Below are 23,352 nucleotides of genomic sequence, written 5' to 3' on the forward strand. Positions count from 1 at the left end.
CCCGGCCGGATTGCCCGGCGGAACGGCGCCTGCAAGGGCGTCGGCCGGGCAGCGCCGGCTAGACCCGCGGCCTGGCCGTCGGGGTTCGGGCGGTCTCAGGCGGGCGGGCCATCTGACTGGCCGGGTTTTCCCGAGCTTGCGGAGCCGCGCCGCCAGGCATGAAAGCGCTCGAGCCAGGCCAGGACACGTTCGGGCGCATGCGCGCGTTTCCATTCTCCGGCCGCGTACTTGTTGGCCTCGATCAAGGTCGGGTAGGCATGAATGGTGCCCAGGATCTTGTTCAGACCGAGTTTGTGCCGCATCGCGGTCACGAACTCGCCGATGAGCTCGCCGGCGTGGTCGCCCACGATCGTCGCACCCAGGATTCTGTCCTTGCCAGGCACGGTGAGCACCTTCACGAAGCCGTGCGCTTGGCCTTCGGCGATGGCGCGGTCCAGCTCGCCGAGATCGTAGCGGGTGATCTCGAAGGCCACCCCGTCTTGTTCGGCCTGGGTCTCGTTGAGGCCGACATGGGCGATTTCCGGGTCCGTGAAGGTCACCCGAGGAATGACCGAATAATCGGTCTTGAACCGGCGTATACCCAGAAAGAGCGCGTTGACGGCGGCGTACCATGCCTGGTGCGCCGCGGCATGGGTGAACTGGTAGGGACCGGCGACGTCGCCGCAGGCGAATATGTTCGGATAGCGCGTCTGCAAGAATTCGTTCAGCGCCAGCGTGCGGGTCGAGGCGATCTCGATGCCCAGGTCCTCGAGGCCGAAGCCGGTCGTGTTCGGCGTGCGTCCCACCGCGACCAGGATGCGGTCGAACATCAATGCGACTTCTCGGCCCTTATGCTCGCAGACCAGCACATTGGCACCGTCGCGCTGCTCGACGGCCTGGGCGGTGTGGTCGGTACGCACGTCAATGCCGTCGGCGGCCAAGCGCGCGGTCAAATAAGCCGAGACCTCCGGGTCTTCGCGCGTGAGCAGGCGCGGTGCCATCTCGACCTGGGTCACCTGACTGCCGAAGCATGCGAACGCCTGGCTGAGCTCGCAGCCGATGTTGCCACCGCCGAGCACGAGTAGCCGGTCCGGTAGCTCGCGCAGATCCCATACCGTGTCCGAGGTGAGATAGTCGACCGTCTCGAGCCCCGGGATCGGCGGCACCATCGGTCGCGCGCCGGTGGCGATGACGATACTGCGCGTGGTCAGCGTGCGCCCGTCCACCTCGACCGTGTACGGCGAGGTGATACGAGCCTGGCCTTGGATCGTATCCACGCCGAGTGATCGATAACGCTCGACCGAGTCATGCGGTTCGATCTCGGCGATCACGCGCTGGATACGCCTCATGACCTCGGCGAAGTCCACGCGGATATTGTCCGCATGAACGCCGAACTCGCCGCCGCGGCGCATCAGCGATGCCACGCGCGCCGATCGGATCATCGTCTTGGATGGAACGCAGCCGTAGTTGAGACAGTCGCCGCCCATGCGGTTTTTCTCGATCAGGGTGACCCGGGCACGTACGGCGGCGGCGATATAGGCGGTGACGAGCCCGGCCGATCCGGCGCCGATGACGATCAGGTTGCGATCAAAACGCCGCGGCTTGGTGTAGCCCTTGAGCACCTTGTGCGAGGCCACCCGCTCGACGAGCTTGCGTGCAACCAGGGGGAACAGGCCCAGCAACACGAAGGCTGCAATCAGCCCCGGTGAGACCACATCCGACACGTGTTCGATCGTCGCGATCTGCGTGCCGGCATAAACATAGACCAGGGTGCCTGCGAGCATGCCGATCTGGCTGACGACATAGAACGTGGCGATACGTATCGGCGTCAGGCCCATGACCAGGTTGATCACGAAAAACGGGAAGACCGGCACCAGTCGCAGCGTGAACAGATAGAAGGCGCCGTCTTTCTCGATGCCTCGGTTGATTGCCTTGAGCCGCTGGCCGTACTGCTTCTGTACCCAATCGCGCAATACGAACCGCGCGGTGAGAAACGCCAGGGTCGCGCCGATCGAGGAGGCAAATGATGCCAGCAGCGTGCCCCAGCCCAGGCCGAACAGCGCGCCGGCCACGAGCGTCATTACCGCCGCGCCGGGCAGCGACAGGGCAGTCACCGCAATATAGACGATCAGAAACAGCCCGGCCGATACGAGCGGGCGCGAATCCACCGCCGACTGCAACCGCGATTGCTGGGCCTTGAAATAGGCCAGATCGAGAAACTGGCCCAGGTCGAACACGAAGAAGGCGGCGATGGCCACAGCGACCAGGGCCAGAAGCAGCAGCTTGGTTTTGTTCATTCGAATGGCTCTGGCAGAGAAGGCTACTGGGCGGTGAACCGGAGTCTGCGATATTCCGCGCGCGCCGAGCGACCGCCGTTGTCGCAGTCGGTCATCAGCGCTACGCCGTCGATCGCACTGAGATCCAGTCCGTAGAAGCGTTTGAAGTCGTCGCGGACATTGCGCGATTGCTCGACCCATTGGTCGGGCTCGGCCGGGGTGCCGGATTGAACCGCGACCATCATCGCCTTGTCCGTGAAGGCGTTCGGCCAGTGCGTGTCGCGCGGCTCGGTGTTGGCCCAGACATAATTGATCGCACGCGTACGCCAGACCAGTGCGCCGCCGTCGTGAATGACATACACCCGTGCGGCATAGTCGTCGCCCTCTCGTGTGCGCCCGTCCAGGCCTTCGTGGACATGGTCGATACGCCACTGCCAACGCAGCACCGGCGTCTGTACGAGATCGATCTGCCGGCGCAGCGCGATCGCCGATGCGCTTGCCTGGCAACGGGCCTCGAGCGTGCGCGTGGCACCGTCGCCGATCAGACGGTATGTCGTTTGGCCCTTGAACGATCGAGACTCCCAATCCGTCAGGCTGTTGGGGGCGAACCGGCCGACCCAGGCATCCGCCGCCGAGACCCCGGTGCAGGTCAGCGCGCACAGGAACCCAGCAACAATGCGCGTCCGTCGCCCGGCACACGAACGCCTAGCGTGCGGCGTGGGCCCGCGTCGGTCGGCCCGCACGCAAGACCGATTCCACCCCCAAAGCGCGAGAAACGCACGGCGGGGCGCCGGCTGTTGCTGAATCGAGGCGGGCCTGATCACGGTCCGGCGTCGGGCCCGAAACGCCGATTCAGATAGGCGATGATGTCGTCGGATTCATACAGCCAGGTAGGCTGTGGTTCATCGTGGATATGCAGACAGGGCACCGTCGGGCGTCCGCCGCCCTCGATCAGTATCTGGCGCGCGCTGTCGTCGGCACGGATATCGCGCATCGCGATCGGCAGATCCAGCCAGTGGATCGTGCGACGGACCCGCACACAGAACGGACAGCTGGCGAAGTGGTAGAGCACCAGATGCCCGGCCGCCTGCGCCGCGGCGCGTTGGCCTTCGGTCGAGCGCACGAGCTGTGTTCGGCTGCGTGCCGGATGAACGATATCGAGCGCGGTCTGTAACCAGTCTGGCATGTGGAGTCTGTCCTCTCGGGCACGAATGAGGGGGCGGTTGTCACCCAGTGTCGCCTGCAATCGCCCTGCAACGCATCACGTGCGTATCACGTGTCCGGGTCCACCGCTGCGCCGGGCGTTTCGCCGCCGCTGGCGACCGCAGGGATGTTGGCGGTCGAGACAGCAATCGACAGGCCAACGCACGCCGTGACGGGTTGACGCTGCGCAAGCCGGCGTGCGTCCCGAGGCTTGTCCATCCGCAGTCCGGCGTTTCGCTCAGCGCGTATCGACGCCAGCCAGCGATCGAACACGATACCGCGTCATGACGGTAAAACCGCGGCACGGGCCGGTCCAGTACAACCAGGACGCCGGGGGCCCCGGGCGGTGTCCGGTCTAGGTGATACCGGTTGATGCTCGGCAACGCTGGGCCCTGGGCGCTGGGCCCTGGGCGGCGCGGAGTCCTGCGGGTTCGCCCGCTGTTGGGGCGACAAGCGTGCGACCCTGGCGCGGGCCGATCTCCACCCGTATCTAAACGGCGGCGCCGCGGCATGGGAGGCACCGGGCAAAACCGGCCGAACCGACGCCTCGATTGCACGGGGCGGCGGCAAGCCGGGAATACCGCCGCTAGGCGCGCGCTGGCTGCTTGTGATGGATACTCGAAGGCATCGGCCCGCGGCGCTTGCGCCGATGTGGCAAGGCCATGCGCAGAATGCGCTTGGCAACGCCGCCGAGCTGTCTGGAGAAAGGCCCGGTGTTGTAGTTCAGGTTGTAGCGCTCGCAGATCGCCTGCACCTTCGGACCAATCTCGCGGTAGCGGTTCGATGGCATGTCGGGGAACAGATGGTGCTCGATCTGATAGCCCAGATGCCCGGTCATCACATGGAAGGGCACCGAACCGTTCACGTTCGACGAGGCCAGCATCTGGCGAAGGTACCATTCGCCCTGGGTTTCGCTTTCCGTTTCCTCGATCCGGAACATCTCGGCCTGCTCGGTGAAATGGCCACAGAAGATGATCAGAAACGACCAGACGTTACGATTGAAGTTGGCCGCCATGTTGCCGGTGAACACGAACGGCGCCATCGGTCCGGCGAGCGCCGGAAACAGGACATAGTCCTTGAGAACCTGCTTGCGGACCTTCTTCCAGATATCGCGGCCCTGGGAGAGCGCTTCGGCATAGCTCTTGTCCTTGCCCAGTCGCTCCCATTCGAGATCGTGCAGGGCCACGCCCCACTGGAAGAAGGCAGCCAGCACGAGCACATACAGCGGCTGGGCGAGGAACGCCGGGTGCCATTTCTGATCCTCGCTCATGCGCAGGATCGAGTAACCGACATCGCGGTCCATGCCCACGATATTGGTGTAGGTGTGGTGCATGTAGTTGTGCGAATGCTTCCATTCCCGGCCCGGACAGGTGTTGTCCCAGTCGTAGGTGGCCGAATCCAGCGCCGGATCCTGCATCCAGTCCCACTGGCCATGCATCGCGTTGTGTCCGATCTCCATGTTCTCCAGGATCTTGGAGACCGACAGCAGGGCGGTGCCGGCGAGCCACGCCGGCGGCAGGATGCCGGCGAACAGCAGGGCGCGCCCGGCGAGTTCGGAAAAGCGCTGGGTGTTGAGCACGCGATAGATATAGCGCGCGTCTTCCTTGCCCAGGCTGTTCATCACCTCTTCGCGCAGGGCGTCGAGTTCGGCGCCGAGTTGTTCGACGTCCGCGTCGGTCAGATGTGTCGGTCGGCCCATGAGAATCTCCTGCAATCGGGCATGTGTGCGTCCGGGCGAAGCGAACGCGCGGGGTCAGAGTTCGATCGCGACATCGCCGGCTGCGGCATGGATACACAGCTGGATATCGGTATCGCGGATGTCCTGGACTTCGTTGCTGCGCAGGTTGCGGACCGTACCCTCGGTCACCCGGCATTTGCAGCTGTGACAGATACCCATGCGACAGCCGTAGGGCGGATTCAGGCCGGCCTGTTCGGCGATCTCGAGCAGCGAGCCGTCGTCGCCCGATGCCGCGACATCCGACTGCACGAAATGGACTTCGCCCTCACCGTGGGCGGCCTCGCGGCGGCTGGATTCGAACTGTTCGCGAAATACCGGCTTGGTGGTGCGTGCGTCGAGCAGCGGCTGCACCGAGTCCATGAAGCCTGCGGGCCCGCACAGCCAGGTCATGCGTTCGTCGAGGTCCGGTACCGCGGCATCCAGCGTGTCGGCCGAAATACGACCGTCGGCGGACGTGAACCGTTTGACGAGCTCCAGCGACGGCTGTTCGTCGGCCAAGCGGTCGAGCGCGTCTTCGTAGATCATGTCGGCCGATGTGCGCGCGTAGTGCATGAACACCACGTCGGGCAGTTCGTCGGCGGCGATCCAGGCCCGTAGAATGCTCATCATCGGCGTGATGCCGCTGCCCGCGCTGAGCAGCAACGCCCTGGCCGGCGGGCTTGCGTTCGGGTAGAACTCGCCTTCGGCGTGGGTCAGGTAGACGAGCTGGCCTGGCTCGACGTTATCGACCAGGAAATTGCTCACCGCACCGTCGCCGTTGCGCTTGACCGTGATTTCGAGCGAGTTCTCGTCGGGTGCGCCGGCGATCGAGAAACAGCGACGATGGCGTACGCCGTCCAGATCGATGCCGAACAGAATATGCTGACCCGGCGCCGGCCGTGTCCAGTTGTCGTTGGGCTCGATGGTGAGGGTCACGCTGTCCGGAGTCTGCCGGGTGGCCTCGGCGATGCGCCCGCGCGGCTCGTCGACCGACAGCTTGCTATCGATGAGGCCCAGATAGTGGTCCACCGACAACGGCGTGGCGAGCGACTCGGCCAGGGAACTCTTGAGCGCTTTTCTGATGATCGGTTTCATCGGCGGTCAATCTCCTGTCTCACATTCGGCATGGAACGTGTCGGCCTCGCTCGATGCCGCCGCCCCTTGATCGTTGTTTGTATCGTTCTAGCACACCGCAGATCGCTAATGGGGCGCGGCACGGGCCAGACCGCGGTCGACAAAACATGCCGGCGCACAAGCGCTTGCGCCAACATCCGCGGTCATTGGAAACGAAAAATTTTAAGAATTGGTTGAAAACCAGAGACTTGTGCTTCGACCGTTGCGTCGCGCCGTTTCCGACACGTGCTCGGAAATCGTCATGTCCGCGCTGCGTGCGCGACTTTTCGGGCGCGTGCTGGGCAACCACGATGCGTGACGCCGGCCGCGCGCCACAACGGACGCTGACGGGCCATCGAGGCCTTGAGCCGGCCGGCGGCCGCGCCGCGCCTGTTTGCGTGATGTTCGCCGGCGTGCGATATACGCCCGGCTGCGGGCCTTGCCGACCTGGCCATCAGTCATCACGGCCGGGTACACGCCGACGGTTGCCCACACCGGTCGGCCGAGCGACGGTCGTCAGCAGCCGTGCATACGCCGGATCGACATCGGCACCGCTTCCTCGCAGAGCTGTTTTTCGATGAGTCGTTCCGCGGTGGCCTGCTCGAGACGGCGCAGACGCTGCCAGAGCAGACCACGATCGGGATGCCAGCGAACACGGCGAAACCGGATCCGGTGCTGCACGCTACAGCGGCGGCTATCCGCACGGCGGCGCAGGGTGAGCAGATAATGATCGTTGCGATAGGTGAGCCAGGCCTGGTCGGTCGCGTTGTCGCGAGGCGGCAGATCGGTGAATATCCGGTCGAGCAGGGCATGCAGGCTGTTGTGAAGCGTGCCGCCGTCGGGTTGCGTTGCCGACCCCTGCCAGGCCAGCCAGAGCCCGTCGATATCGGCGTCGGAGTCGCTCAGCTGTGCCAGCCGCACTCCCAGCGCGTTCGCCAGCGCCTGAGCATAGCGTGTCCAGACACGGCCGTGATGCTCCCAGTGCTGGATCCGCCGCAGCGAGGAGGCCGCGGTCACACGCGTGCCGAGCACGGCCTGGCCGAGCGCCTGCTGGGTCAGCCCGCGCAACTCGCGCCAATAGCGGATACGGCCTGGGTCGAGATGAGTCGTGCGTTTCATGACGAGATGGACATCGTGATCGCGTGCGCCGGTCGCCCGCCCGTGCAGCGGACCGGCAGCCGGGCGACGCAGCGAGGCGCGTATCCGTTCAGGCGGCCAGCGGCTGGGCCTGGACCGACTCGCCCATGGGCTGTCCGGTCCGCCGGCGTCGACGCAGCCGTGGTAGCGACAGGCGCGCGATGCGCTTCCAGGTCGAGGCGGCCTGTCGCAGGAACGAACCGCTGTGATAGGGCAGGCCGTTGTCCTCACAGATTCTGCGCACCGTGGGTGCCATCTCGGCATAGCGACAGGCCGGGATATCCGGGAACAGATGATGTTCTATCTGATAGCTGAGGTTGCCGCTCATCAGGTGCATGAGCTTGCTGCCCTCGAAGTTGGCGCTGCCCAGCAGCTGGCGGACATACCACTGGCCGCGGGTTTCGCGGTCAAGCACCGATTCGTCGAATTGCTCGACGTCTTCCGGAAAATGGCCGTTGAAGATCACCGCGCAGGCCCAGACGTTACGCACCAGATTCGCGCCCATGTTGCCGATGAACACCATGGGCGCCAGCGGGCCGGCCAGCAGCGGAAAGACCACGTAGTCCTTGGCCAGCTGGCGGCGCAGTTTGCGACCCACCGGTTTGAACTCCTCGGCAAGCTGCGCGCGGGTCTTGGTCTTGTAGACCAGATAGTCCTCGAGCCGCAGGTTCTGGACCGCCACGAAGTGCTGGAAGAACAGATGGAGCAGGACGGTCAGCGGCAGGTTGAGCAGAAACCTTGGCTCCCACGGCTGGTCTTCGGACATGCGCAGCAGCCCGTAGCCGATATCGTGATCGCGGTCGACGACGTTGGTGTAGGTGTGATGCTCGTAGTTGTGGGTATGCTTCCAGTTGTCCGCGGTGTCGGCGCTGTCCCACTCGAAGGTCTGGGAGTTGATCGCAGGATCGCCCATCCAGTCGTACTGGCCGTGCATCACGTTATGGCCGATCTCCATGTTGTCTAGAATCTTGGACAGCGACAGCGATGCCACCCCCAACGGCCAGGCCGGCGGGATCATCATCATCACGCGGCCCGCCACTTCGAACTGGCGCTGCCGCTTGATCACGGTACGGATATAACGGGCGTCGCGTTCGCCCAGCTCGGCGAGCGTGCGCTTGCGCAGCGCGTCGAGCTCGGTGCCGATGCGTTCGATCTGACTCTCGCTGAGTTGGTTCAGTTGGGTCATGGCAATGTCCTCGGTTGTTCGGGGCAATCGGTCAGTGGGGCCGCCCGGGCGAGCGGCCGGACCGTTCAAAGGTCGAGCGCAACCGGGCCGGCCGGCACGCTCACGCAGATCTGGATTTCGGCGTCACCGTCGGGGCCGACCTCGCCGGTGCGCAGATCCCGCACCCGGCCGCTCGTCTTGCGACAGGTGCAGGCGTAGCAGACCCCCATGCGACAGCCGTGGGTCGGGCTCAGTCCGGCAGCCTCGGCCTGTTCGAGCAGCGTTCGGCCGTCGTTGGCCACCGACTGCGCGCTGTGTGCGAAACGGATATCGCCGTTGGCGGCGTTTCCGGGCGGGTCGGCCGCGGCCGGGCCGAAGGCTTCCTGATGCAGCCGCTCGCCGATACCGCGCATGCCGAAATGGGCGCGGGTCGCCTCCAGCAGGGGTTGCGGGCCACAGACGAATGTCTCGGCCTGCGCGTGATCGGGCACCAGCGCGTCCAGCTGCGCGCCGGTGAAATGCGCGCCGCCGCCGCGGGTGTGGAAACGGTGGATATGCAGGCCCGGCAGGGCCGTGCTCAGTGTGTCTAGCGCTTCAGCATAGAGTTCCTCGTCCGGCGAGCGCGCATAGTGGATGAAATCGATACGCCCGGCGTGCCGTTCGTCGATGAGCGTACGCAGCATCGACAGCACGGGCGTGATGCCCGAGCCGGCGCTGATCAGTACCAGGCGTTGCGGGCGCGCGTCGGGCAGGTGAAACGTCCCCGCGGCCGCGCCGAGGATGACCCGGTCGCCGGCCCGGGCATTGTTTTTGATATGGCGGGTCAGACGTCCGTCCGGCTGTACCGCCATGGTGAATTCGAGTTCATCGCCGGCGTGCTGCGACTGGGCGGGCGAGAACATTCGGCGTTCGCGCCGGCCGTCGATCTCGACGGCGAGTTCGACATACTGGCCTGCGCGAAAACCTTGCCAGCGAGCATTCGGACGGACCGCCAGACGTACGCTGCGCGGCGTCGGATGCGTAACACGGGTGACCATGCCCACGGTCTCGTCGGCAACGGCCGTGCGATCGAACAGCTCGATGAAGCGGTCGGGGCCGTGCGGGTAGGTCAGGGTGCGGCCCAGGCGCGAACGCAACATGTTCACGATCGGGCCACGAATGAAACCGGCAGGACGAGGGCAGACGACAGTCGACATGGCGAACTCGATGTGTACGAATGTTCACATTGTCGGCAGTTTCAGTGACCGATGTCAACAACTGTTCACAAGAATGTTCAACCGCTTGATAAGACGATTAAATATAGGTCCAGTTCTGTGCTGCCGATAGCGAGCAGTGCCTGCGTCAATCTTGCGGCCTGCCGCGTTGCACAATAAAAAAACCCGGCACGCCGTCTATGCGTGCCGGGTTTTTGCCGCACTCAGGCCTGTCGCGTTCAGGCTTTTTCGAGCAGTTGCCTGCGCAGATCGAGCTTGCTGAACTTACCGGTCGACGTGCGCGGAATCTCGTCCACGAACACGTAGTTCTCCGGCACCATCCATTTGTCCATGCGCTCGCGCAGGAAGGCAGCCAGATCGTCGCCGGACAGTTCGCGGCCTTCGCGCAGCACCACCGCGGCCAGTGGGCGTTCGCCCCACTTCTCGTCGGGCTGGGCAACCACGGCCGCTTCGGCGACGTCGTCGTGCGCCATGATCGCGTTTTCCAGCTGCACCGACGAGATCCATTCGCCGCCGGACTTGATCACGTCCTTGGTACGGTCGGTAATGTTGATATAGCCCTCGGCGTCGATCGTGGCGATATCGCCGGTGCGCAACCAGCCGTCGCGGGTGAACTTCTCATCGCTGTTGTCGAGACGGTAGTAGCTGCCGGTGATCCACGGCCCGCGGACCTGGATCTCGCCCATGTCCTTGCCGTTCCAGGGCAGAGGATCACCGTCGTCGCCCACGATACGGGTGTCCACGAACGGCACCGGCATGCCGGCGGTCGCGCGGATCGCGTACTGCTCGTCTTCCGGGAGTTTCTGGATCGCCGGCTTCAGGCGTGCCGCCGAGGCCAGCGGCGACGTCTCGGTCATGCCCCAGGCCTGGATGATGGTCAGCCCGTACTTGTCGAAGCGTCGGATCATGGCTTCGGGCACGGCCGAGCCGCCCACGGTCATGCGCATGCCCTCGGGCAGTTTCCAGCGCTTCGGTTCAGCATCCAGCGCATTGATGATGCCCATCCAGATGGTCGGCACGCCGGCCGTTACGTTGACCTTTTCGCCTTCATAGACATTGAGCAGGCTCTCCGCATCCATGTGCGGACCCGGATAGACCTGCTTGGCGCCGACCATTGTCGAGACATAGGGCAGACCCCAGGCGTTGACATGGAACATCGGCACGACCGGCAGGATCACGTCGTTGTACGACAGATCGAGCGTGTCCGGCGTGGCCGCGGCCATCGCGTGCAGCACGCTCGATCGGTGCGAGTACACCACGCCCTTGGGCTTGCCGGTGGTTCCCGAGGTGTAGCACATCCCGCAGGCGTCGCGTTCGTCCTTGTCCGGATAGCGGAACTCGCCCTCGGCCGAGGCCAGGAAGTCCTCGTAGCTTTCCATGCCCTCGGGCACTGGCTTGCCGGCCAGCGGCACCACGATGATCTTTTCGAAGTTCACTTGGTCGGCGAACTTTTCATACAGCGGCAGCAACACGTCGTCGATGATCAGAAAGCGATCCTCGGCGTGGTTGACGATCCAGGCCACGTCGTCCGGCGGCAGGCGCAGGTTGAGCGTATGCAGCACCGCGCCGGTGATCGGGATGCCGAAATAGGCTTCCAGATGCGCGTAGGTGTTCCAGGAAAACGTGGCGACCCGGTCGCCGTGCCTGATGCCGGCCTGGGTCAGCGCCTGGGCGAGCTGCTTGGCGCGCCGGACCATGTCGGCATAGGTCTGCCGGTGCAGCGATTTGTCCGGCATGTGCGTGACGATTTCCACATCGCCGAACTGTGTGCCGGCGCGCTCGAGAATGTCGTCGAGCAGCAGCGGGCGGTCCATCATCGTGGATTGCATGGTTCTCCTCGTATCTTGTCTCTGTACGAATTATTTTTCCGCGACCTCACCGAGAATGGCATCGATCGTCGGCCAAGGTCCAAAATCCTTGTCCTATACCTGTACCGGGCTGGCCAGCAGCGTCAGTAATTGATATTACTGTTCGAGCCTTCTCAGGAAGCCGTTACCGGTCATCGGAACCGGGTGCGGCGTTCAGTTGCCATACGCACGACCGCGTATGCTTCTGGCCATGAGTCGGACCGCGTTCTCGTGCCGGCGATGGAGATGGACCAATGAAAAACCGATTCCTGTCTTTGGTGTTTTCGATAGCGGTGGCGATCGGCCATGTCGGCGGCGCTCTGGCCGATGAACTGACCGCCGACGAAATCCAGGGCGAGCTGGATGCTGCAACCCCGGAACAGCCGGCCGATTTCTCGGGCCATGACCTGAGTCGTCTGGATCTGTCGGGTATGGATCTGTCGGGTGCGAATCTGGCCGGGGCGAACCTGTCCAACGCCCGTCTGCAGGATACGAAACTGATCGGGGCGAACCTCAAGGGCGCCAATCTCGACGGCGCGTGGCTGATCGGCGCAGACTTTTCCAACGCCAATCTGCAGAACGCACACATGTTCGGGCCGGTGGTCGCTCAAGGTCTGGAACCCTCGCGTGAACAGTCGCCGGTTTTCGCCGGTGCGGATCTGTCCGGGGCGCGGGTGATCGCCAAGCTCAGCCAGGGCAACGACGAGAACGCCAATTTCAGCTCAGGCGAACTGGGCGCGGATATGGGCAACCAATCCATGGGGCTGATGCGTTTCGAGGCTGAAGGCGCGCACTTGGCCGGCGCCGACTTTTCCAACGCATCACTCAACCACGCGTTGTTTCGTTTCGCCGATCTGACCGGCGCCGACTTCACCGGTGCCGATCTGCGCAGCGCAGAGTTCGACGGGGCCAACCTGAGCCGGGCGAAGTTCGCCGGCGCAGATGCGACCGGTGCGAGCTTCGACAGCGCCACGCTGACCGACGCCAGCGGCCTGGACCAGGCCAAGGGCATGCCGGCGTCGCCATAGCGGCGCAGCGGCCGCGGCTGCTATATTCGCCGGCCTATCGGGTGGAGGCAGGCGGATGCGCTACTGGGAAGATTTCAATGCGGGCGAGGTATCGACGTTCGGTGCCTATCATGTAAGCGAGGCCGAGATCATCGAATTCGCCGAGGCTTACGACCCGCTGCCTTTCCATACCGATCCCGAGGCCGCCAAGACCAGCCCCTACGGCCGGCTCACCGCGCCGGGCCTTCTGACCTGCGCGATCTTCATGCGCATGCTTGTCGACCATGTCCTTGCCGATGCGGCTTCGATGGGGTCTCCCGGCGTGGATTCGGTGCGCTGGCCGCGGCCGGTACTAGCCGGCGATACGTTGAGCGTGCGTCAGCAGATCCTGTCTACGCGCGTATTGGCCAGTCGTCCCGAGATGGGGCTGGTGGTCAACCGTTTCGAGGTGCTCAATCAGCACGGCGAACTGGTCTGCGAGATCGCCTCCAACGGCCTGTTCGCTCGGCGCGATGCGGCCGGGGAGGCTCGGCCATGATTCATTACGAAGACCTGGCGGTCGAACAGGTCGATCTCTTCGGGCCGGTCGAGGTCACCGCCGAGGCCGTGGTGGATTTTGCTCGCCGCTACGACCCGCAGCGGTTTCACCTGTCGGACGAGGGCGCACGCGATACCTATTTCGGCCGGCTGGCCGCTTCGGGATGGCATACCGCGGCATTGACCATGAAGCTGATGATGACCGGCCGCGAAGCGCCGCTGGCCAGTCTCGGCTCGCCGGGGCTGGACGATCTTCGCTGGCATCGCCCGGTGTATCCCGGCGACCGGTTGTCCGTAGAGGTCACAGTGACCGACAAACGGGTTTCACGCTCACGGCCGGAAATGGGCCTGGTTCATTTCGGTATCGCCACGCTCAATCAGGACGAGGTCGTCGTGATGAGTTTCAACACGGTATCGATGGTGGCCCGGCGCGACGCCGGCTCGGACGATCGGTAACTAGTCGGCCGCGCCCAGCCTCGGCGGCCGCGTTCCCGAGCGGTCGCAGCCGTCGGTCGGCTCGCCGGCGCGTCCCAGCGTCAGACAGATCGCCTGGATGACCAGTTCGGGTTGTTCGAGCTGGATATAGTGGCCGCTGTCATGGGCCACGAAATGTACCGTGCCCGGGTGGCCGTCCACGAACTCTTGCTGGAGCGTGCGCCACAGATGCTCGCGATCGGCATGGCCTGAATCCCGAGTGTCGATCCGCGCGCCCCGACTGACGACCACCATGGGCACGCCAGGCAGCGGGCGGGACTCGGCCACTTGCCGTTCGCTGGTGCGAAAGGCCACCAGCTCGCTGTAGGCGGTACGCCAGGTCAGCGGATCATAGCTCAGCTCGCGGGCGCGTCGGGCAGCCTCGGGCGGCAGCCCGGGCGGTATATAGGGCGTCATGTTCATATGGAACTCGCCCTTGGGTGCGATCGTGGTACCGGTTTCTCGCGCATAGCGCTCGATCTGGTCCACCTGGCTGCTGTCGACCAGGACCAGGCCGTCGATCTCCTCAGGCCAGGTCGAGGCATACAGCTGCATGTTCCAGCCGCCGAACGAATGGCCGACGAGCAGATAGGGCGGCTCGATATCGGCGGCTTCGAGCAGCCAGTGCAGTTCGTGGACGATCTCGCGGCTGGTACGCGGGGGCGGGCGGGCGTCGCTTTCGCCGTAGCCGGCGCGATCATAGCTGCAGGCGCGCACGCTGTTCGCCACGATCGGCTGCACCCGCGACCACACCAGCGCGCTGTCGCCCAGGCCTGCGTCGAAGACCACGGTCGTGCCACGGGCCGCACCGGGCCGTCCGCGACAGTCCAGATACATGCGCGGGCCGCCGACATTCACAAGAGCGCCGGGCAGACCCGGGGCAGGCTGACTCGGGGCGCTGGCCGCGCCGGTGGCGCCCGACGCCAGAGCGAACAGCAGCCCGGCGATCGAGCCTGCCCATCGAGCTGCCTGCCAGTCCATCGTCGACCTCGCGTGTGGACGATCCTCGACGATAGTGTACGCAGCGCCGCATCAGCCGATGCATACACACGGGATAGCCTCAGCTGCGGTGCGATTCGCCCAGATAGTCGTTCGAGCTCATTTCATGCAGGCGGCTGGCGGTCCGTTCGAACTCGAAGGACAGACGAGTACCGTTGTAGAGGTCGTCCGGGCCGGCTTGGGCGGTGCAGAACAGCTTGACGCGGCGATCGTAGAATTCGTCCACGGCGTTGATGAAGCGCCGGGCCGCATTGTTCTCGGTATCGTCGAACACCGGCACGTTGGAGAGCATGATGGTCGGGAATTCCCGCGCCAGCTCGATATAGTCGTTGGCCGATCGATTGCCGCGACACAGATCCTCGAACTCGAACCAGACCACGCTGTCTCCGCGTCGGCGAACGGGGATCTTGCGTCCGAGCACCTGCACATTGTTCGCCTGGTCGTGCTCGCGCGCGCACAGACGGTCGAAATGGCGGGCGAGCACGTCGTCGGCGGCCTCGTCCGCGGGCGTCTGGTAGGTCGCGGCTTCATCGATATGGTCGAGCCGGAAGTCGGTGCCGTCGGCCAGATGCATGACACGGCAATAGGTCTTGATACGCTCGATGGCAGGCAGGAAACGCTCGCGTTGCAGCCCCCCGGCATACAGATCGTCGGGATCGACGTTCGAGGTGGTCACCAGCGTGACGCCGCGCTCGAACAGTTCTTCTGTCAGTCGGGCCAGGATCATCGCGTCGGCCACGTCCGAGACGAAGAACTCGTCGAAGCACAGCACCCGGTCACTCGACCATTCCTTGGCGATCAGCTTCAGCGGGTCGGACTGGTTTGCGTAGCGCTTGCGTGCCTCGTGGACCTTCTGCATGAAGCGATGGAAATGCAGCCGGGTCTTTTCCTCGAAGGGCAGCGCATCAAAGAAGCAGTCCATGAGGTAGGTCTTGCCACGGCCGACCCCACCCCATAGGTACAGACCCTGGACCGGCTGGCGTTTTTTCTTCCCGAATAGTGATTTGCTGGTCGGACGATCGAGCAGTTTTCGATAGATATCCTCCAGCGCGTCGACGGCTTCGGCCTGTGCCGGGTCGTGCTGGAAATCGTCGTTCTCGAGGTCGGCCTCGTAGCGAGCGCGTGGGCTGCGCCGCTGGTTGTCGCCGTCGGCCATGGGTGAAACTCTCGCAAAAGATTGGCCGGGATTATAACCTCGCGGCCATGGCTGCCATCGATACCCTTGCCGAGGAGACCGCCGCGCATATCGAGGCCTTTGTCGACGGCCTGTGGGCCGAGCGCGGTCTGGCCGATGCCACGCTCGGCGCGTATCGCAACGATCTCGCCCACTTCGCCGCCTGGCTGGACTCGCGATCGCTGATCGGCGTCCGGCGCCACGATATCCAGGCCTACCTCGCGGCGCGCAACACGCCGGGCTCGAGCCCTCGGAGTGCGGCGCGCCTGTTGTCGAGCCTGCGTCAGTACTATCGCTATCAGCTGCGCGCCGGCGTCATCGACGAGGACCCGACGGCGCTGATTGCCATGCCCAGCCAAGGACGCCGATTGCCGAAGTCGTTGAGCGAGGCCGATGTCGTAGCGCTGCTGCGCGCTCCGGATACGGACACCGAGCTGGGCCTGCGCGACCGGGCGATGCTGGAGCTCATGTATGCCGCAGGCCTGCGCGTGTCCGAACTCGTCGGCGCCACCCGAGCCCAGGTCAACACGCGCCAGGGCGTGATCCGGATCACCGGCAAGGGCGGCAAGGAACGGCTTGTGCCGCTGGGCGATACCGCCGTGGCCTGGCTCGAGCGTTATCTGGTCGCCGCTCGCGGTGCGCTGCTGGGCTCGGCAGCCAGCGACGCGCTGTTCGTGACCGCGCGCGGTGGCGGCATGACCCGCCAGAATGTCTGGCACCGTATTCGTACTCACGCCGGCCAGGCCGGTATTCGCGCGGATATCTCCCCCCATGCGTTGCGGCATGCTTTTGCCACGCATCTGCTCAACCACGGGGCCGACCTGCGTGCCGTACAGATGCTGCTCGGCCACGCGGATCTGTCCACTACCCAGATCTATACGCATGTCGCACGGGCGCGGCTGGCCGCTCTCCATGCCGAACACCACCCACGTGGGTGAAGACGTGGCGCGCAATATCGAGATCAAGGCGCGACTGGCCGATCGCGACCGGCTGGAGGCATGTCTTGCGGGAATGGCCGCGGACGGACCCTATGAGATCCGTCAGAAAGACACGTTCCTGGTGTGCTCGAACGGCCGACTGAAGGTGCGCGATTTCGGCGACGGCCACGGCGAGTTGATCGGTTATCGGCGCGACGACGTCGCCGGGCTCCGCGCGTCGTGTTATCGACGTACGCCGACCTCGGATCCGGCTGGGCTGGTCGCAACGCTGGCCGATGCCCTGGGTATCCGGGGCGTGGTGAACAAGACCCGCACGCTGTATCTGCTCGGGCGAACCCGAGTCCATGTCGATCGGGTGGCCGGACTAGGCGACTTCGTCGAACTCGAAGTCGTACTGGCCGCCAACGCTCACCTGTCGACGGGCCGTGACGAGGCGCGGCGGCTCATGCAGACCCTGGCGATCGACGCGAGCGCGCTTGTGGAGGGCGCCTATATCGACCTGATCACGGCCGTACCGTGCCGATGAAACAGGCGGCTCAGCGTTCGAGCAGCTCGCGCTTGTTCGGCTTGTCGGCCCATTCGTCGGCGTCTTCCGGCGGCTTCTTGACCTCGGTGATCACCGGCCATTGAGCCGCCAGCTCGGCGTTGAGCTCGAGGAAGTCGGCCTGATCCTCGGGCAGGTCGTCCTCGGATAGGATCGCCTCGACCGGACACTCGGGCTCGCAGAGGGTGCAATCGATGCACTCTTCAGGGTCAATGGCCAGAAAATTCGGGCCCTCGTGAAAACAGTCCACCGGACAGACTTCGACACAGTCGGTGTATTTGCACTTGATGCAGTTTTCGGTGACAACGAATGTCATCGCACGACCTCGTGACAGGACGGGGAGATAGCCGCGAAGTTTACCAGCTGCGGCTGGTCAGGTGCGCCCGCCGTCCGGCGAGCGGGCCAGCTGCATGGCCTTCCAGTCGTTGGCGCCGAGGCTTTCGGTATGCAGGCCGAACGTGCCGGCGCGGCGATCGGCGAAGTAGCGTTCGAGTGCTCGGTAAATGGTCGGAAACGCGAGCTGCGGCCAGTCGATGTCGTCTTCGGCAAGCAGGCTCACCAGCTGGCTTTCCTGGCCCGCCCCGTAATGGCTGCCGGCCAGGCGTGCGCGGTAGAAGATATGCACCTGTCCGATATGGGTGACGTCGATCATGGCGAACAGCTCGGCGTCGACGACTTCGGCCTGCGCTTCCTCGCGTGTCTCGCGAGCCGCACCTTCGTAGATCGTCTCGCCGAGCTCGAGAAAACCAGCCGGCAGAGTCCAGAAACCCAGACGCGGCTCGATCGCGCGCCGGCACATCAGGATCCGGCCTTCGTGCTCGACGATACAGCCGACCACGTTGCGCGGGTTGTCGTAGAAGATTTCGCCGGTGGCGCTGCAGATATTGCGCTTGCGATCGTCGCCCTCGGGTACGCGGAATTCGATCGGCGCGCCGCAGTTCGGGCAGAAGGACATGGGCTTTGGCATAGGACGTGCAGATTATCAGACCGCAACGCCACGGCGAGCCCCCTCACGGTTTTGCAGGTCCCTGCCAGGCCTGGACGGCGACGACGAACCCGCTGCTATGCTTTGATGCCATCGATACGAACCGGTGAATTGTCTGCGATGAATCCTGCCATCAACGAAAAACACCCGGCCGCCAGTCAGGCCGATCAGACCGAACACGACCGTGCCCTGCGCGCCCAGGTCCGTGCCGCCGGGGCGCTGTTGGGCGACGTGCTGCGCTCACAGGCCCGTGAAGAGGTCTTCGATACGGTGGAGAAACTGCGCCGCGGTTATATCGCTCTGCGCGAGCACGACGACCCTGACCAGCGCGCCGAATTGCAGCAGCTCATCGACGGCCTGCCGGCCGAGACCATGACCGAGGTCACGCGTGCGTTCGCGATCTATTTCAACCTCGCCAATCTGCTCGAGGAGCTGCATGCCCATCGAACCCGCCGCCGGCTGGCCGCCGAAGGCAATCCGCAATGGCCGGGTTCGTTCAATCGCACGCTGACCGACATGGCCAATAAGGGGGTGAGCTGCGACGAAGCCGTTCGGCGTCTGCGCAGACTGGCGTTCGTGCCGGTGTTCACTGCTCACCCGACCGAAGCCAAGCCGCGAGCCGTGCTGGACGCGTTGCGACGCCTGTTCGAATGGTTTCACGAGTTGACCTTCGGCTCGCCGGACATGCGCCGCCAGGCCGATATCGAAGAACATATTCGCCAGAATATTCAGGTGCTCTGGAAGACCGAGGAAGTCCGTGGATCGCGGCCCACGGTCGCCGACGAGATCCGCAACGGGCTGTATTACTTCCGGGCATCGCTGTTCGCCAGCGTGCCGCTGATCTACCGCAACCTGGAGCGCGCGCTGGCCAACGCCTATGGGGAAGACGTGGAGGCGCCGAACGTGCTGACCTTCGGCTCCTGGATCGGCGGCGATCGCGACGGCAATCCCTATGTCACCGAGCGCGAGACGCGTTACGCGCTGCGCATGCAGGCGCGTGAAGTGCTCACTGAATACCTGCGGCGTATCGACAATCTCTCCAGCCGGCTTTCGTTCTCCACGCGCTGGTGTACGCCCAGCGACGAATTCTGGGCCTCGCTAGACGCCGATGAACGCCTGATCGCTGCCCATACCGGTGCCCGGGCCGAGCGGTTTGCCGCCGAGCCTTATCGTCGCAAGCTTTACCTGATGCGTCAGCGTATCGCCGCCATGGTGGATCAGATCCAGATCGAACTGCGGCTGCGCGCCGAGCGTACCGAGGCCGCGTCGATCGCCTACGCACGCGCGGGGGATCTGTTGACCGATATCCAGATCATGCGGGCGTCGCTGATCAGTCACGGCGACCGGGCCATCGCCGACGCCGAGATCAAGGACTGGCAGCGGCTGGTCGAAACCTTCGGGTTCCATCTCGCCCGGCTGGACCTGCGGGAAGAATCCACGCGTCATGCGCAGTGTGTCGACGAGCTGCTGCGCGCGCTCGAGATCGAGTCCGATTACGGCGACGCCGACGAGGACCGCCGTGTGGAGATTCTCGGCCGCCAGCTGGATCGCCAGGACACGCCCTCGATCGAGCGTCTCGATGTGTCGTCGGAAGTCGCCCATACGCTGGCCAGCCTGGCCGTGGTCCGCGAGTTCACCCGCACGCTCGGCGGCGAGGCGTTCGGCAGCTACGTGATCTCCATGACCCACAGCGCATCGGATGTGCTCGCCCTGGTCTGGCTGATGCGCGTGACCGGCGTGTATGAGCCGGGAACCGAGCGTACTCCGCCGCTGGCGATCTCGCCGTTGTTCGAGACGGTGGCCGATCTCGAGCATATCGAGCCGGTGCTCGACGCGCTGCTCGGCCATCCGGCCTATCGCGCGTTCATGGCGGCGGCGAGCGACGCCGACGGTACGCCGGTCCAGGAGGTCATGCTCGGCTATTCGGATTCCTGCAAGGACGGCGGCATCATGACCTCGCGCTGGCAGCTTTATCGGGCCCAGCAGACAGCGGTCGCGTTGTGCCAGCGCCACGGCGTGGAGTGCGTGTTGTTCCACGGCCGCGGGGGCACCGTGGGTCGTGGCGGGGGGCCAACCCATCAGGCGATCATGTCGCAGCCGCCGGGCACCGTCCGCTCGAAGATCAAGTTCACCGAACAGGGCGAAATGATCTTCGCCAAGTACAGCAATCCGGAAACCGCGGTTCACGAACTGACCCTGGGGATCACCGGAACGGCCAAGGCCAGCGCGCAGACCGAAGGCGATGCCGATTTCTCGGACATCGCCAGCCGCCTGGCCGATACCGGCGAGCGCTATTATCGCCAACTGACCGAGCAGACCGACGGATTCTTCGACTATTTCCAGGCGGCCACGCCGACCGCCGAGATCAGTGCGTTGAACATCGGCTCGCGGCCCGGCTCGCGGCCGTCCTCGGCCAGCATGAGCAAGAGCTCGATTCGCGCGATCTCCTGGGTGTTCGCCTGGGCCCAGTCGCGACACACGCTGCCCGGCTGGCTGGGCCTGGGAACTGCTCTGGCCGAGGGCGGTGCCAGCGCCGACGAGTTGCAGACGCTCTACAAGCGCTGGCCTTACTTCGCGACCATCATCGACAACGTACAGATGTCGCTGGCCAAGGCCGACATGCCGATCGCCGCCCGCTATGCCGCGCTGGCCGCCGAGCATCATCAGGTGTTCGAGGCCATCCGTGCCGAATACGACCGGGCCGTGGCCGGCGTGCTGGCCATCACCGGTGAGTCGCAGCTACTCGACGACGACCGCGTACTGCAGACGTCCCTGGACCGGCGGCGGCCGTACCTTGACCCGCTCAACCATATCCAGATCGTGGCGCTTGCGCGCTATCGGGAAAGCGGCGACCGGGTCTGGCTCGATCCGGTGCTGCGCTCGATCAACGCCATCGCCGCCGGCATGCGCAACACCGGCTGACAGCACAACGGTTCATTTTCGGTTCGGCTGCGCACCCTAGACTGGCGGCCTGTATTCGAAAAGGACAAAGCCATGCACAGCGTTCGTGGTCCATTCCTGCGTATCGGCGCCATCGGTCTGATGCTGTTTGTATTCTGTGCAGCAGCGCTGGCTCAGCCGGCGGAGGATCAGACACGGCGCGCCGCGCCGGAGCGGCCGGTTTATATCGATGTCATGCCGGTAGCCGACGCCGGTAACTCGATCCTGCCCGACGACGTGGTGGCGGCCATGGCCAGCGAAGCCCTATCGGGTGCGCGGCAGGCGAGTATCCGTATGCACGGTCAGGACCTGCCGTCCGGCGTGCGCGTGCTGCGGGTGATGTACATCGTCCACGAGCAGCCCGAAGCGGACGGGGTGACGCTGGCCGCCTCGGCATCGACCGAACTGCTGCGCACCGTGGCCACCGGCAACGGCGAGATGCAGACGCTTTCGGTCTACAACGGGCTGCAGCAGACGCTGGTCAGCGGCCCCGACATGGAACGCGCCCAGTCGTTGTTGCGTGATGCGTTCAAGAAGGAGTTGCAGGCTCGGATCGATTCGGCCTTTCAGCGGGCCGAGGCGCTCTAGCGGGCCGGGCTTAGCCGCGGGCACCGGCGCTGGTATCCTTGCCGCCATCCATTTTTTGACAGAGTGAACTCATGGCTGCCAACGACATGCCCGAAATCAAGATCGACGCCGACAATATGTTCCGCGAGGAATCCTTTACGGATCTGAAGGTCGGCAGCATCCGACGGCTGGTACCCGTGACTGCCGACGGCGACGACGACAGCGCGCGCGAGACACGATACGAGGGTCAGGCCAGTCTGATGACGCCCGCCGGCAGCCTGCCGTTGTCGTTCGAGCTGGAAGCCGACAGCCTGTCGGGCGCTATCGAGCAGTTCCCGGAGGCGGTCAACGCCGCCGCCGAGCGTGCGATCGAAGAGCTCAAGGAAATGCAGCGCCAGCAGAGTCAGAAGATTCAGGTGCCGGGCCAGGGCGACTTCGGTGGCGGCCAGGGCGGCATGGGCGGTGGCCAGGGCGGCGGTCGGATTCAGTTCTAGACCGGGTCGGGCCGTGGTGCCGGTTCAATAGTGAGGCGGCGGCGCATCTTCGTCGCTGCCTTCGCCGGCCTCGGCCAGCGCCTGTAGCCGGTTTTCGAGCGCCTGGCAGCGTTGCTCCAGCCGCTCGATCGCCATTGTCTGGCGGTAGAGCGTGTCGCTGAGCTGCTCGATCGCGTCGTCCTGGTAGGCGATACGCGTCTCCAGCGATTCGAGCGACTGCTCGCTCATGCGGCATGGGCCGGGGTCAGGCCCAGTTCGGTATCCAGCGCCTGCCGGAGCGCCTCGATCTCGGCTGCTGCATATTCGCGCGACTCGGTCAGATGGCCCCAGACCGGCTGCGGCCAGCAGGCATCGTCGTAATGACGCGCGATCAGATGGATATGCATCTGGCGAACGACGTTGCCGAGGGTGGCGACGTTGAGCTTGTCGGCGGCAAACCAGCGCGCCGTGAAGCCGGACAGCGCCCGGATCTGCAGACTCAGCTGATCGTGCTCGGCGTCGTCCAGCTCGTGCCAATCCACGGCTTCGGTAGCCGGCACGAGTATCAGCCAACCCACGCAGGCATTGCGGTTGAGCAGTACGGTCGCACGGTCCAGCGTGCCGATCAGGTGGCAATCGCTCAATAGTTGCGGATCGAGAGTCATCGGACAATCCGGATAGGGTTCGTTGAGCCGCGACACACGGTCCGCGCGCATCATACAGAAAAGACAGCGTTTCGAACCGCGCGATAAGTCACGCTGCGCACATCGCGCCAGCGCACGATGTGCCCGACCATGTGGCGTCCGGCAGCGGCTGTCACGGAGCGCGTCGTCACCTGCGCAATGGCGTTCCATTGCCTCTCCTGATCAACCGAAATCGCAAGGGTTCGAGCGTCGGTGCAGCGGTTGCGATCATCGGCGTCGGCTTCCGGCTTCATAGGGCGGCGAACTGGCCGATACCTCAGGTATATCAGTCGCAATCCTGATGTACACGATATTGTTTCGGATGACGCAGTCCTCCGTGCTGAACGTTTTTCGTAATGTTTTCCGTGACATGGTATTCG

At 64.7% G+C, this 23,352-nt stretch carries 24 protein-coding genes; 8 read left to right on the forward strand and 16 right to left on the reverse strand.

Features of this window, described 5'->3' with window-relative positions; translation table 11 throughout:
- Positions 1 to 95: 95 nt before the first annotated feature.
- The 9 genes from T31B1_RS17765 to T31B1_RS17805 form a co-directional block, all read right to left on the reverse strand.
- The gene (locus tag T31B1_RS17765; RefSeq protein ID WP_353250877.1) at positions 96 to 2,276 is read right to left on the reverse strand and encodes a dihydrolipoyl dehydrogenase family protein; all 2,181 of its coding nucleotides are present in this window, start codon (positions 2,274 to 2,276) and stop codon (positions 96 to 98) included.
- A 23-nt stretch (positions 2,277 to 2,299) separates the two neighbouring features.
- Positions 2,300 to 2,998, reverse strand: coding sequence for a DUF3047 domain-containing protein (locus tag T31B1_RS17770; protein ID WP_353250878.1), 699 nt, complete (start codon positions 2,996 to 2,998; stop codon positions 2,300 to 2,302).
- Between the two features lie 77 nt (positions 2,999 to 3,075).
- A complete protein-coding gene (locus T31B1_RS17775; RefSeq protein WP_353250879.1) occupies positions 3,076 to 3,441 on the reverse strand; it encodes a glutaredoxin family protein in 366 nt (121 codons plus the stop codon).
- Between the two features lie 603 nt (positions 3,442 to 4,044).
- Positions 4,045 to 5,157 (reverse strand): fatty acid desaturase family protein, encoded by a 1,113-nt coding sequence (locus tag T31B1_RS17780; protein WP_353250880.1) that lies wholly within the window; start codon positions 5,155 to 5,157, stop codon positions 4,045 to 4,047.
- A 54-nt stretch (positions 5,158 to 5,211) separates the two neighbouring features.
- Positions 5,212 to 6,270 carry a ferredoxin reductase gene (locus T31B1_RS17785; protein WP_353250881.1) on the reverse strand — a complete coding sequence of 353 codons (1,059 nt, stop codon included), beginning with the start codon at positions 6,268 to 6,270 and terminating at the stop codon, positions 5,212 to 5,214.
- A gap of 534 nt (positions 6,271 to 6,804) precedes the next feature.
- Complete coding sequence (locus T31B1_RS17790) at positions 6,805 to 7,407, reverse strand: helix-turn-helix transcriptional regulator (protein WP_353250882.1); 603 nt, start codon at positions 7,405 to 7,407, stop codon at positions 6,805 to 6,807.
- A gap of 88 nt (positions 7,408 to 7,495) precedes the next feature.
- The gene (locus tag T31B1_RS17795) at positions 7,496 to 8,611 is read right to left on the reverse strand and encodes a fatty acid desaturase family protein (RefSeq protein WP_353250883.1); all 1,116 of its coding nucleotides are present in this window, start codon (positions 8,609 to 8,611) and stop codon (positions 7,496 to 7,498) included.
- Between the two features lie 65 nt (positions 8,612 to 8,676).
- Positions 8,677 to 9,786 (reverse strand): ferredoxin reductase, encoded by a 1,110-nt coding sequence (locus T31B1_RS17800; RefSeq protein ID WP_353250884.1) that lies wholly within the window; start codon positions 9,784 to 9,786, stop codon positions 8,677 to 8,679.
- 236 nt (positions 9,787 to 10,022) lie between these two features.
- Complete coding sequence (locus tag T31B1_RS17805; protein WP_353250885.1) at positions 10,023 to 11,633, reverse strand: long-chain fatty acid--CoA ligase; 1,611 nt, start codon at positions 11,631 to 11,633, stop codon at positions 10,023 to 10,025.
- Positions 11,634 to 11,905: 272 nt separating this feature from the next.
- Between T31B1_RS17805 and T31B1_RS17810 the strand changes: the two genes are divergently transcribed.
- From T31B1_RS17810 to T31B1_RS17820, 3 genes are read left to right on the forward strand one after another with little or no spacing between them, the layout of a single operon-like run.
- Positions 11,906 to 12,679 carry a pentapeptide repeat-containing protein gene (locus tag T31B1_RS17810; protein WP_353250886.1) on the forward strand — a complete coding sequence of 258 codons (774 nt, stop codon included), beginning with the start codon at positions 11,906 to 11,908 and terminating at the stop codon, positions 12,677 to 12,679.
- Between the two features lie 55 nt (positions 12,680 to 12,734).
- The gene (locus T31B1_RS17815; RefSeq protein ID WP_353250887.1) at positions 12,735 to 13,196 is read left to right on the forward strand and encodes a MaoC family dehydratase; all 462 of its coding nucleotides are present in this window, start codon (positions 12,735 to 12,737) and stop codon (positions 13,194 to 13,196) included.
- Complete coding sequence (locus T31B1_RS17820; RefSeq protein WP_353250888.1) at positions 13,193 to 13,651, forward strand: MaoC family dehydratase; 459 nt, start codon at positions 13,193 to 13,195, stop codon at positions 13,649 to 13,651. The genes T31B1_RS17815 and T31B1_RS17820 overlap by 4 nt, the downstream gene beginning before the upstream one ends.
- Here T31B1_RS17820 and T31B1_RS17825 read toward each other — a convergent pair whose 3' ends face one another.
- The gene (locus tag T31B1_RS17825; protein ID WP_353250889.1) at positions 13,652 to 14,650 is read right to left on the reverse strand and encodes an alpha/beta fold hydrolase; all 999 of its coding nucleotides are present in this window, start codon (positions 14,648 to 14,650) and stop codon (positions 13,652 to 13,654) included.
- Between the two features lie 79 nt (positions 14,651 to 14,729).
- Complete coding sequence (zapE, locus tag T31B1_RS17830; RefSeq protein ID WP_353250890.1) at positions 14,730 to 15,824, reverse strand: cell division protein ZapE; 1,095 nt, start codon at positions 15,822 to 15,824, stop codon at positions 14,730 to 14,732.
- 47 nt (positions 15,825 to 15,871) lie between these two features.
- Between zapE and xerD the strand changes: the two genes are divergently transcribed.
- Entirely contained in the window at positions 15,872 to 16,780 is a 909-nt protein-coding gene (xerD, locus tag T31B1_RS17835; protein ID WP_353250891.1) for a site-specific tyrosine recombinase XerD, read from the forward strand.
- Entirely contained in the window at positions 16,755 to 17,306 is a 552-nt protein-coding gene (locus tag T31B1_RS17840; protein ID WP_353250892.1) for a class IV adenylate cyclase, read from the forward strand. Before xerD ends, T31B1_RS17840 begins: the two co-directional genes overlap by 26 nt.
- 10 nt (positions 17,307 to 17,316) lie before the next feature.
- Here the strand turns inward: T31B1_RS17840 and fdxA are convergent, their stop codons facing one another.
- Positions 17,317 to 17,640 (reverse strand): ferredoxin FdxA, encoded by a 324-nt coding sequence (gene fdxA / locus T31B1_RS17845; protein WP_353250893.1) that lies wholly within the window; start codon positions 17,638 to 17,640, stop codon positions 17,317 to 17,319.
- A 57-nt stretch (positions 17,641 to 17,697) separates the two neighbouring features.
- Entirely contained in the window at positions 17,698 to 18,279 is a 582-nt protein-coding gene (locus T31B1_RS17850; protein ID WP_353250894.1) for an NUDIX hydrolase, read from the reverse strand.
- Positions 18,280 to 18,429: 150 nt separating this feature from the next.
- Between T31B1_RS17850 and ppc the strand changes: the two genes are divergently transcribed.
- The 3 genes from ppc (at position 18,430) to T31B1_RS17865 (ending at position 22,310) form a co-directional block, all read left to right on the forward strand.
- Positions 18,430 to 21,231: a phosphoenolpyruvate carboxylase gene (gene ppc / locus T31B1_RS17855; protein WP_353250895.1), complete on the forward strand. Its 2,802-nt coding sequence runs from the start codon at positions 18,430 to 18,432 to the stop codon at positions 21,229 to 21,231.
- Between the two features lie 72 nt (positions 21,232 to 21,303).
- Complete coding sequence (locus T31B1_RS17860) at positions 21,304 to 21,837, forward strand: hypothetical protein (protein WP_353250896.1); 534 nt, start codon at positions 21,304 to 21,306, stop codon at positions 21,835 to 21,837.
- A gap of 71 nt (positions 21,838 to 21,908) precedes the next feature.
- The gene (locus T31B1_RS17865; protein WP_353250897.1) at positions 21,909 to 22,310 is read left to right on the forward strand and encodes a hypothetical protein; all 402 of its coding nucleotides are present in this window, start codon (positions 21,909 to 21,911) and stop codon (positions 22,308 to 22,310) included.
- 24 nt (positions 22,311 to 22,334) lie between these two features.
- On the opposite strand, the gene T31B1_RS17870 is transcribed toward T31B1_RS17865, so the two are convergent.
- Genes T31B1_RS17870 through T31B1_RS17880 form a run of 3 tightly spaced genes read right to left on the reverse strand, consistent with a single transcriptional unit; the run spans position 22,335 to position 23,226 of the window.
- Complete coding sequence (locus T31B1_RS17870) at positions 22,335 to 22,538, reverse strand: SlyX family protein (protein WP_353250898.1); 204 nt, start codon at positions 22,536 to 22,538, stop codon at positions 22,335 to 22,337.
- A complete protein-coding gene (locus tag T31B1_RS17875; protein WP_353250899.1) occupies positions 22,535 to 22,954 on the reverse strand; it encodes an HIT domain-containing protein in 420 nt (139 codons plus the stop codon). Before T31B1_RS17875 ends, T31B1_RS17870 begins: the two co-directional genes overlap by 4 nt.
- A 50-nt stretch (positions 22,955 to 23,004) precedes the next feature.
- The gene (locus T31B1_RS17880) at positions 23,005 to 23,226 is read right to left on the reverse strand and encodes a hypothetical protein (RefSeq protein ID WP_353250900.1); all 222 of its coding nucleotides are present in this window, start codon (positions 23,224 to 23,226) and stop codon (positions 23,005 to 23,007) included.
- Between the last annotated feature and the right edge of the window lie 126 nt (positions 23,227 to 23,352).

It is taken from the genome of Salinisphaera sp. T31B1 (genome assembly GCF_040361275.1).
Lineage (GTDB): Bacteria > Pseudomonadota > Gammaproteobacteria > Nevskiales > Salinisphaeraceae > Salinisphaera.

Excerpts from the sequence above, each read along its gene's own strand:
- T31B1_RS17765 (WP_353250877.1), bottom strand. The coding sequence starts at position 2,276 with ATGAACAAAACCAAGCTGCTGCTTCTGGCCCTGGTCGCTGTGGCCATC.
- T31B1_RS17775 (WP_353250879.1), bottom strand. The coding sequence starts at position 3,441 with ATGCCAGACTGGTTACAGACCGCGCTCGATATCGTTCATCCGGCACGC.
- T31B1_RS17780 (WP_353250880.1), bottom strand. The coding sequence starts at position 5,157 with ATGGGCCGACCGACACATCTGACCGACGCGGACGTCGAACAACTCGGC.
- T31B1_RS17785 (WP_353250881.1), bottom strand. The coding sequence starts at position 6,270 with ATGAAACCGATCATCAGAAAAGCGCTCAAGAGTTCCCTGGCCGAGTCG.
- T31B1_RS17790 (WP_353250882.1), bottom strand. The coding sequence starts at position 7,407 with ATGAAACGCACGACTCATCTCGACCCAGGCCGTATCCGCTATTGGCGC.
- T31B1_RS17795 (WP_353250883.1), bottom strand. The coding sequence starts at position 8,611 with ATGACCCAACTGAACCAACTCAGCGAGAGTCAGATCGAACGCATCGGC.
- T31B1_RS17800 (WP_353250884.1), bottom strand. The coding sequence starts at position 9,786 with ATGTCGACTGTCGTCTGCCCTCGTCCTGCCGGTTTCATTCGTGGCCCG.
- T31B1_RS17805 (WP_353250885.1), bottom strand. The coding sequence starts at position 11,633 with ATGCAATCCACGATGATGGACCGCCCGCTGCTGCTCGACGACATTCTC.
- T31B1_RS17810 (WP_353250886.1), top strand. The coding sequence starts at position 11,906 with ATGAAAAACCGATTCCTGTCTTTGGTGTTTTCGATAGCGGTGGCGATC.
- T31B1_RS17815 (WP_353250887.1), top strand. The coding sequence starts at position 12,735 with ATGCGCTACTGGGAAGATTTCAATGCGGGCGAGGTATCGACGTTCGGT.
- T31B1_RS17820 (WP_353250888.1), top strand. The coding sequence starts at position 13,193 with ATGATTCATTACGAAGACCTGGCGGTCGAACAGGTCGATCTCTTCGGG.
- T31B1_RS17825 (WP_353250889.1), bottom strand. The coding sequence starts at position 14,650 with ATGGACTGGCAGGCAGCTCGATGGGCAGGCTCGATCGCCGGGCTGCTG.
- zapE (WP_353250890.1), bottom strand. The coding sequence starts at position 15,824 with ATGGCCGACGGCGACAACCAGCGGCGCAGCCCACGCGCTCGCTACGAG.
- xerD (WP_353250891.1), top strand. The coding sequence starts at position 15,872 with ATGGCTGCCATCGATACCCTTGCCGAGGAGACCGCCGCGCATATCGAG.
- T31B1_RS17840 (WP_353250892.1), top strand. The coding sequence starts at position 16,755 with ATGCCGAACACCACCCACGTGGGTGAAGACGTGGCGCGCAATATCGAG.
- fdxA (WP_353250893.1), bottom strand. The coding sequence starts at position 17,640 with ATGACATTCGTTGTCACCGAAAACTGCATCAAGTGCAAATACACCGAC.
- T31B1_RS17850 (WP_353250894.1), bottom strand. The coding sequence starts at position 18,279 with ATGTCCTTCTGCCCGAACTGCGGCGCGCCGATCGAATTCCGCGTACCC.
- ppc (WP_353250895.1), top strand. The coding sequence starts at position 18,430 with ATGAATCCTGCCATCAACGAAAAACACCCGGCCGCCAGTCAGGCCGAT.
- T31B1_RS17860 (WP_353250896.1), top strand. The coding sequence starts at position 21,304 with ATGCACAGCGTTCGTGGTCCATTCCTGCGTATCGGCGCCATCGGTCTG.
- T31B1_RS17865 (WP_353250897.1), top strand. The coding sequence starts at position 21,909 with ATGGCTGCCAACGACATGCCCGAAATCAAGATCGACGCCGACAATATG.
- T31B1_RS17870 (WP_353250898.1), bottom strand. The coding sequence starts at position 22,538 with ATGAGCGAGCAGTCGCTCGAATCGCTGGAGACGCGTATCGCCTACCAG.
- T31B1_RS17875 (WP_353250899.1), bottom strand. The coding sequence starts at position 22,954 with ATGACTCTCGATCCGCAACTATTGAGCGATTGCCACCTGATCGGCACG.
- T31B1_RS17880 (WP_353250900.1), bottom strand. The coding sequence starts at position 23,226 with ATGAAGCCGGAAGCCGACGCCGATGATCGCAACCGCTGCACCGACGCT.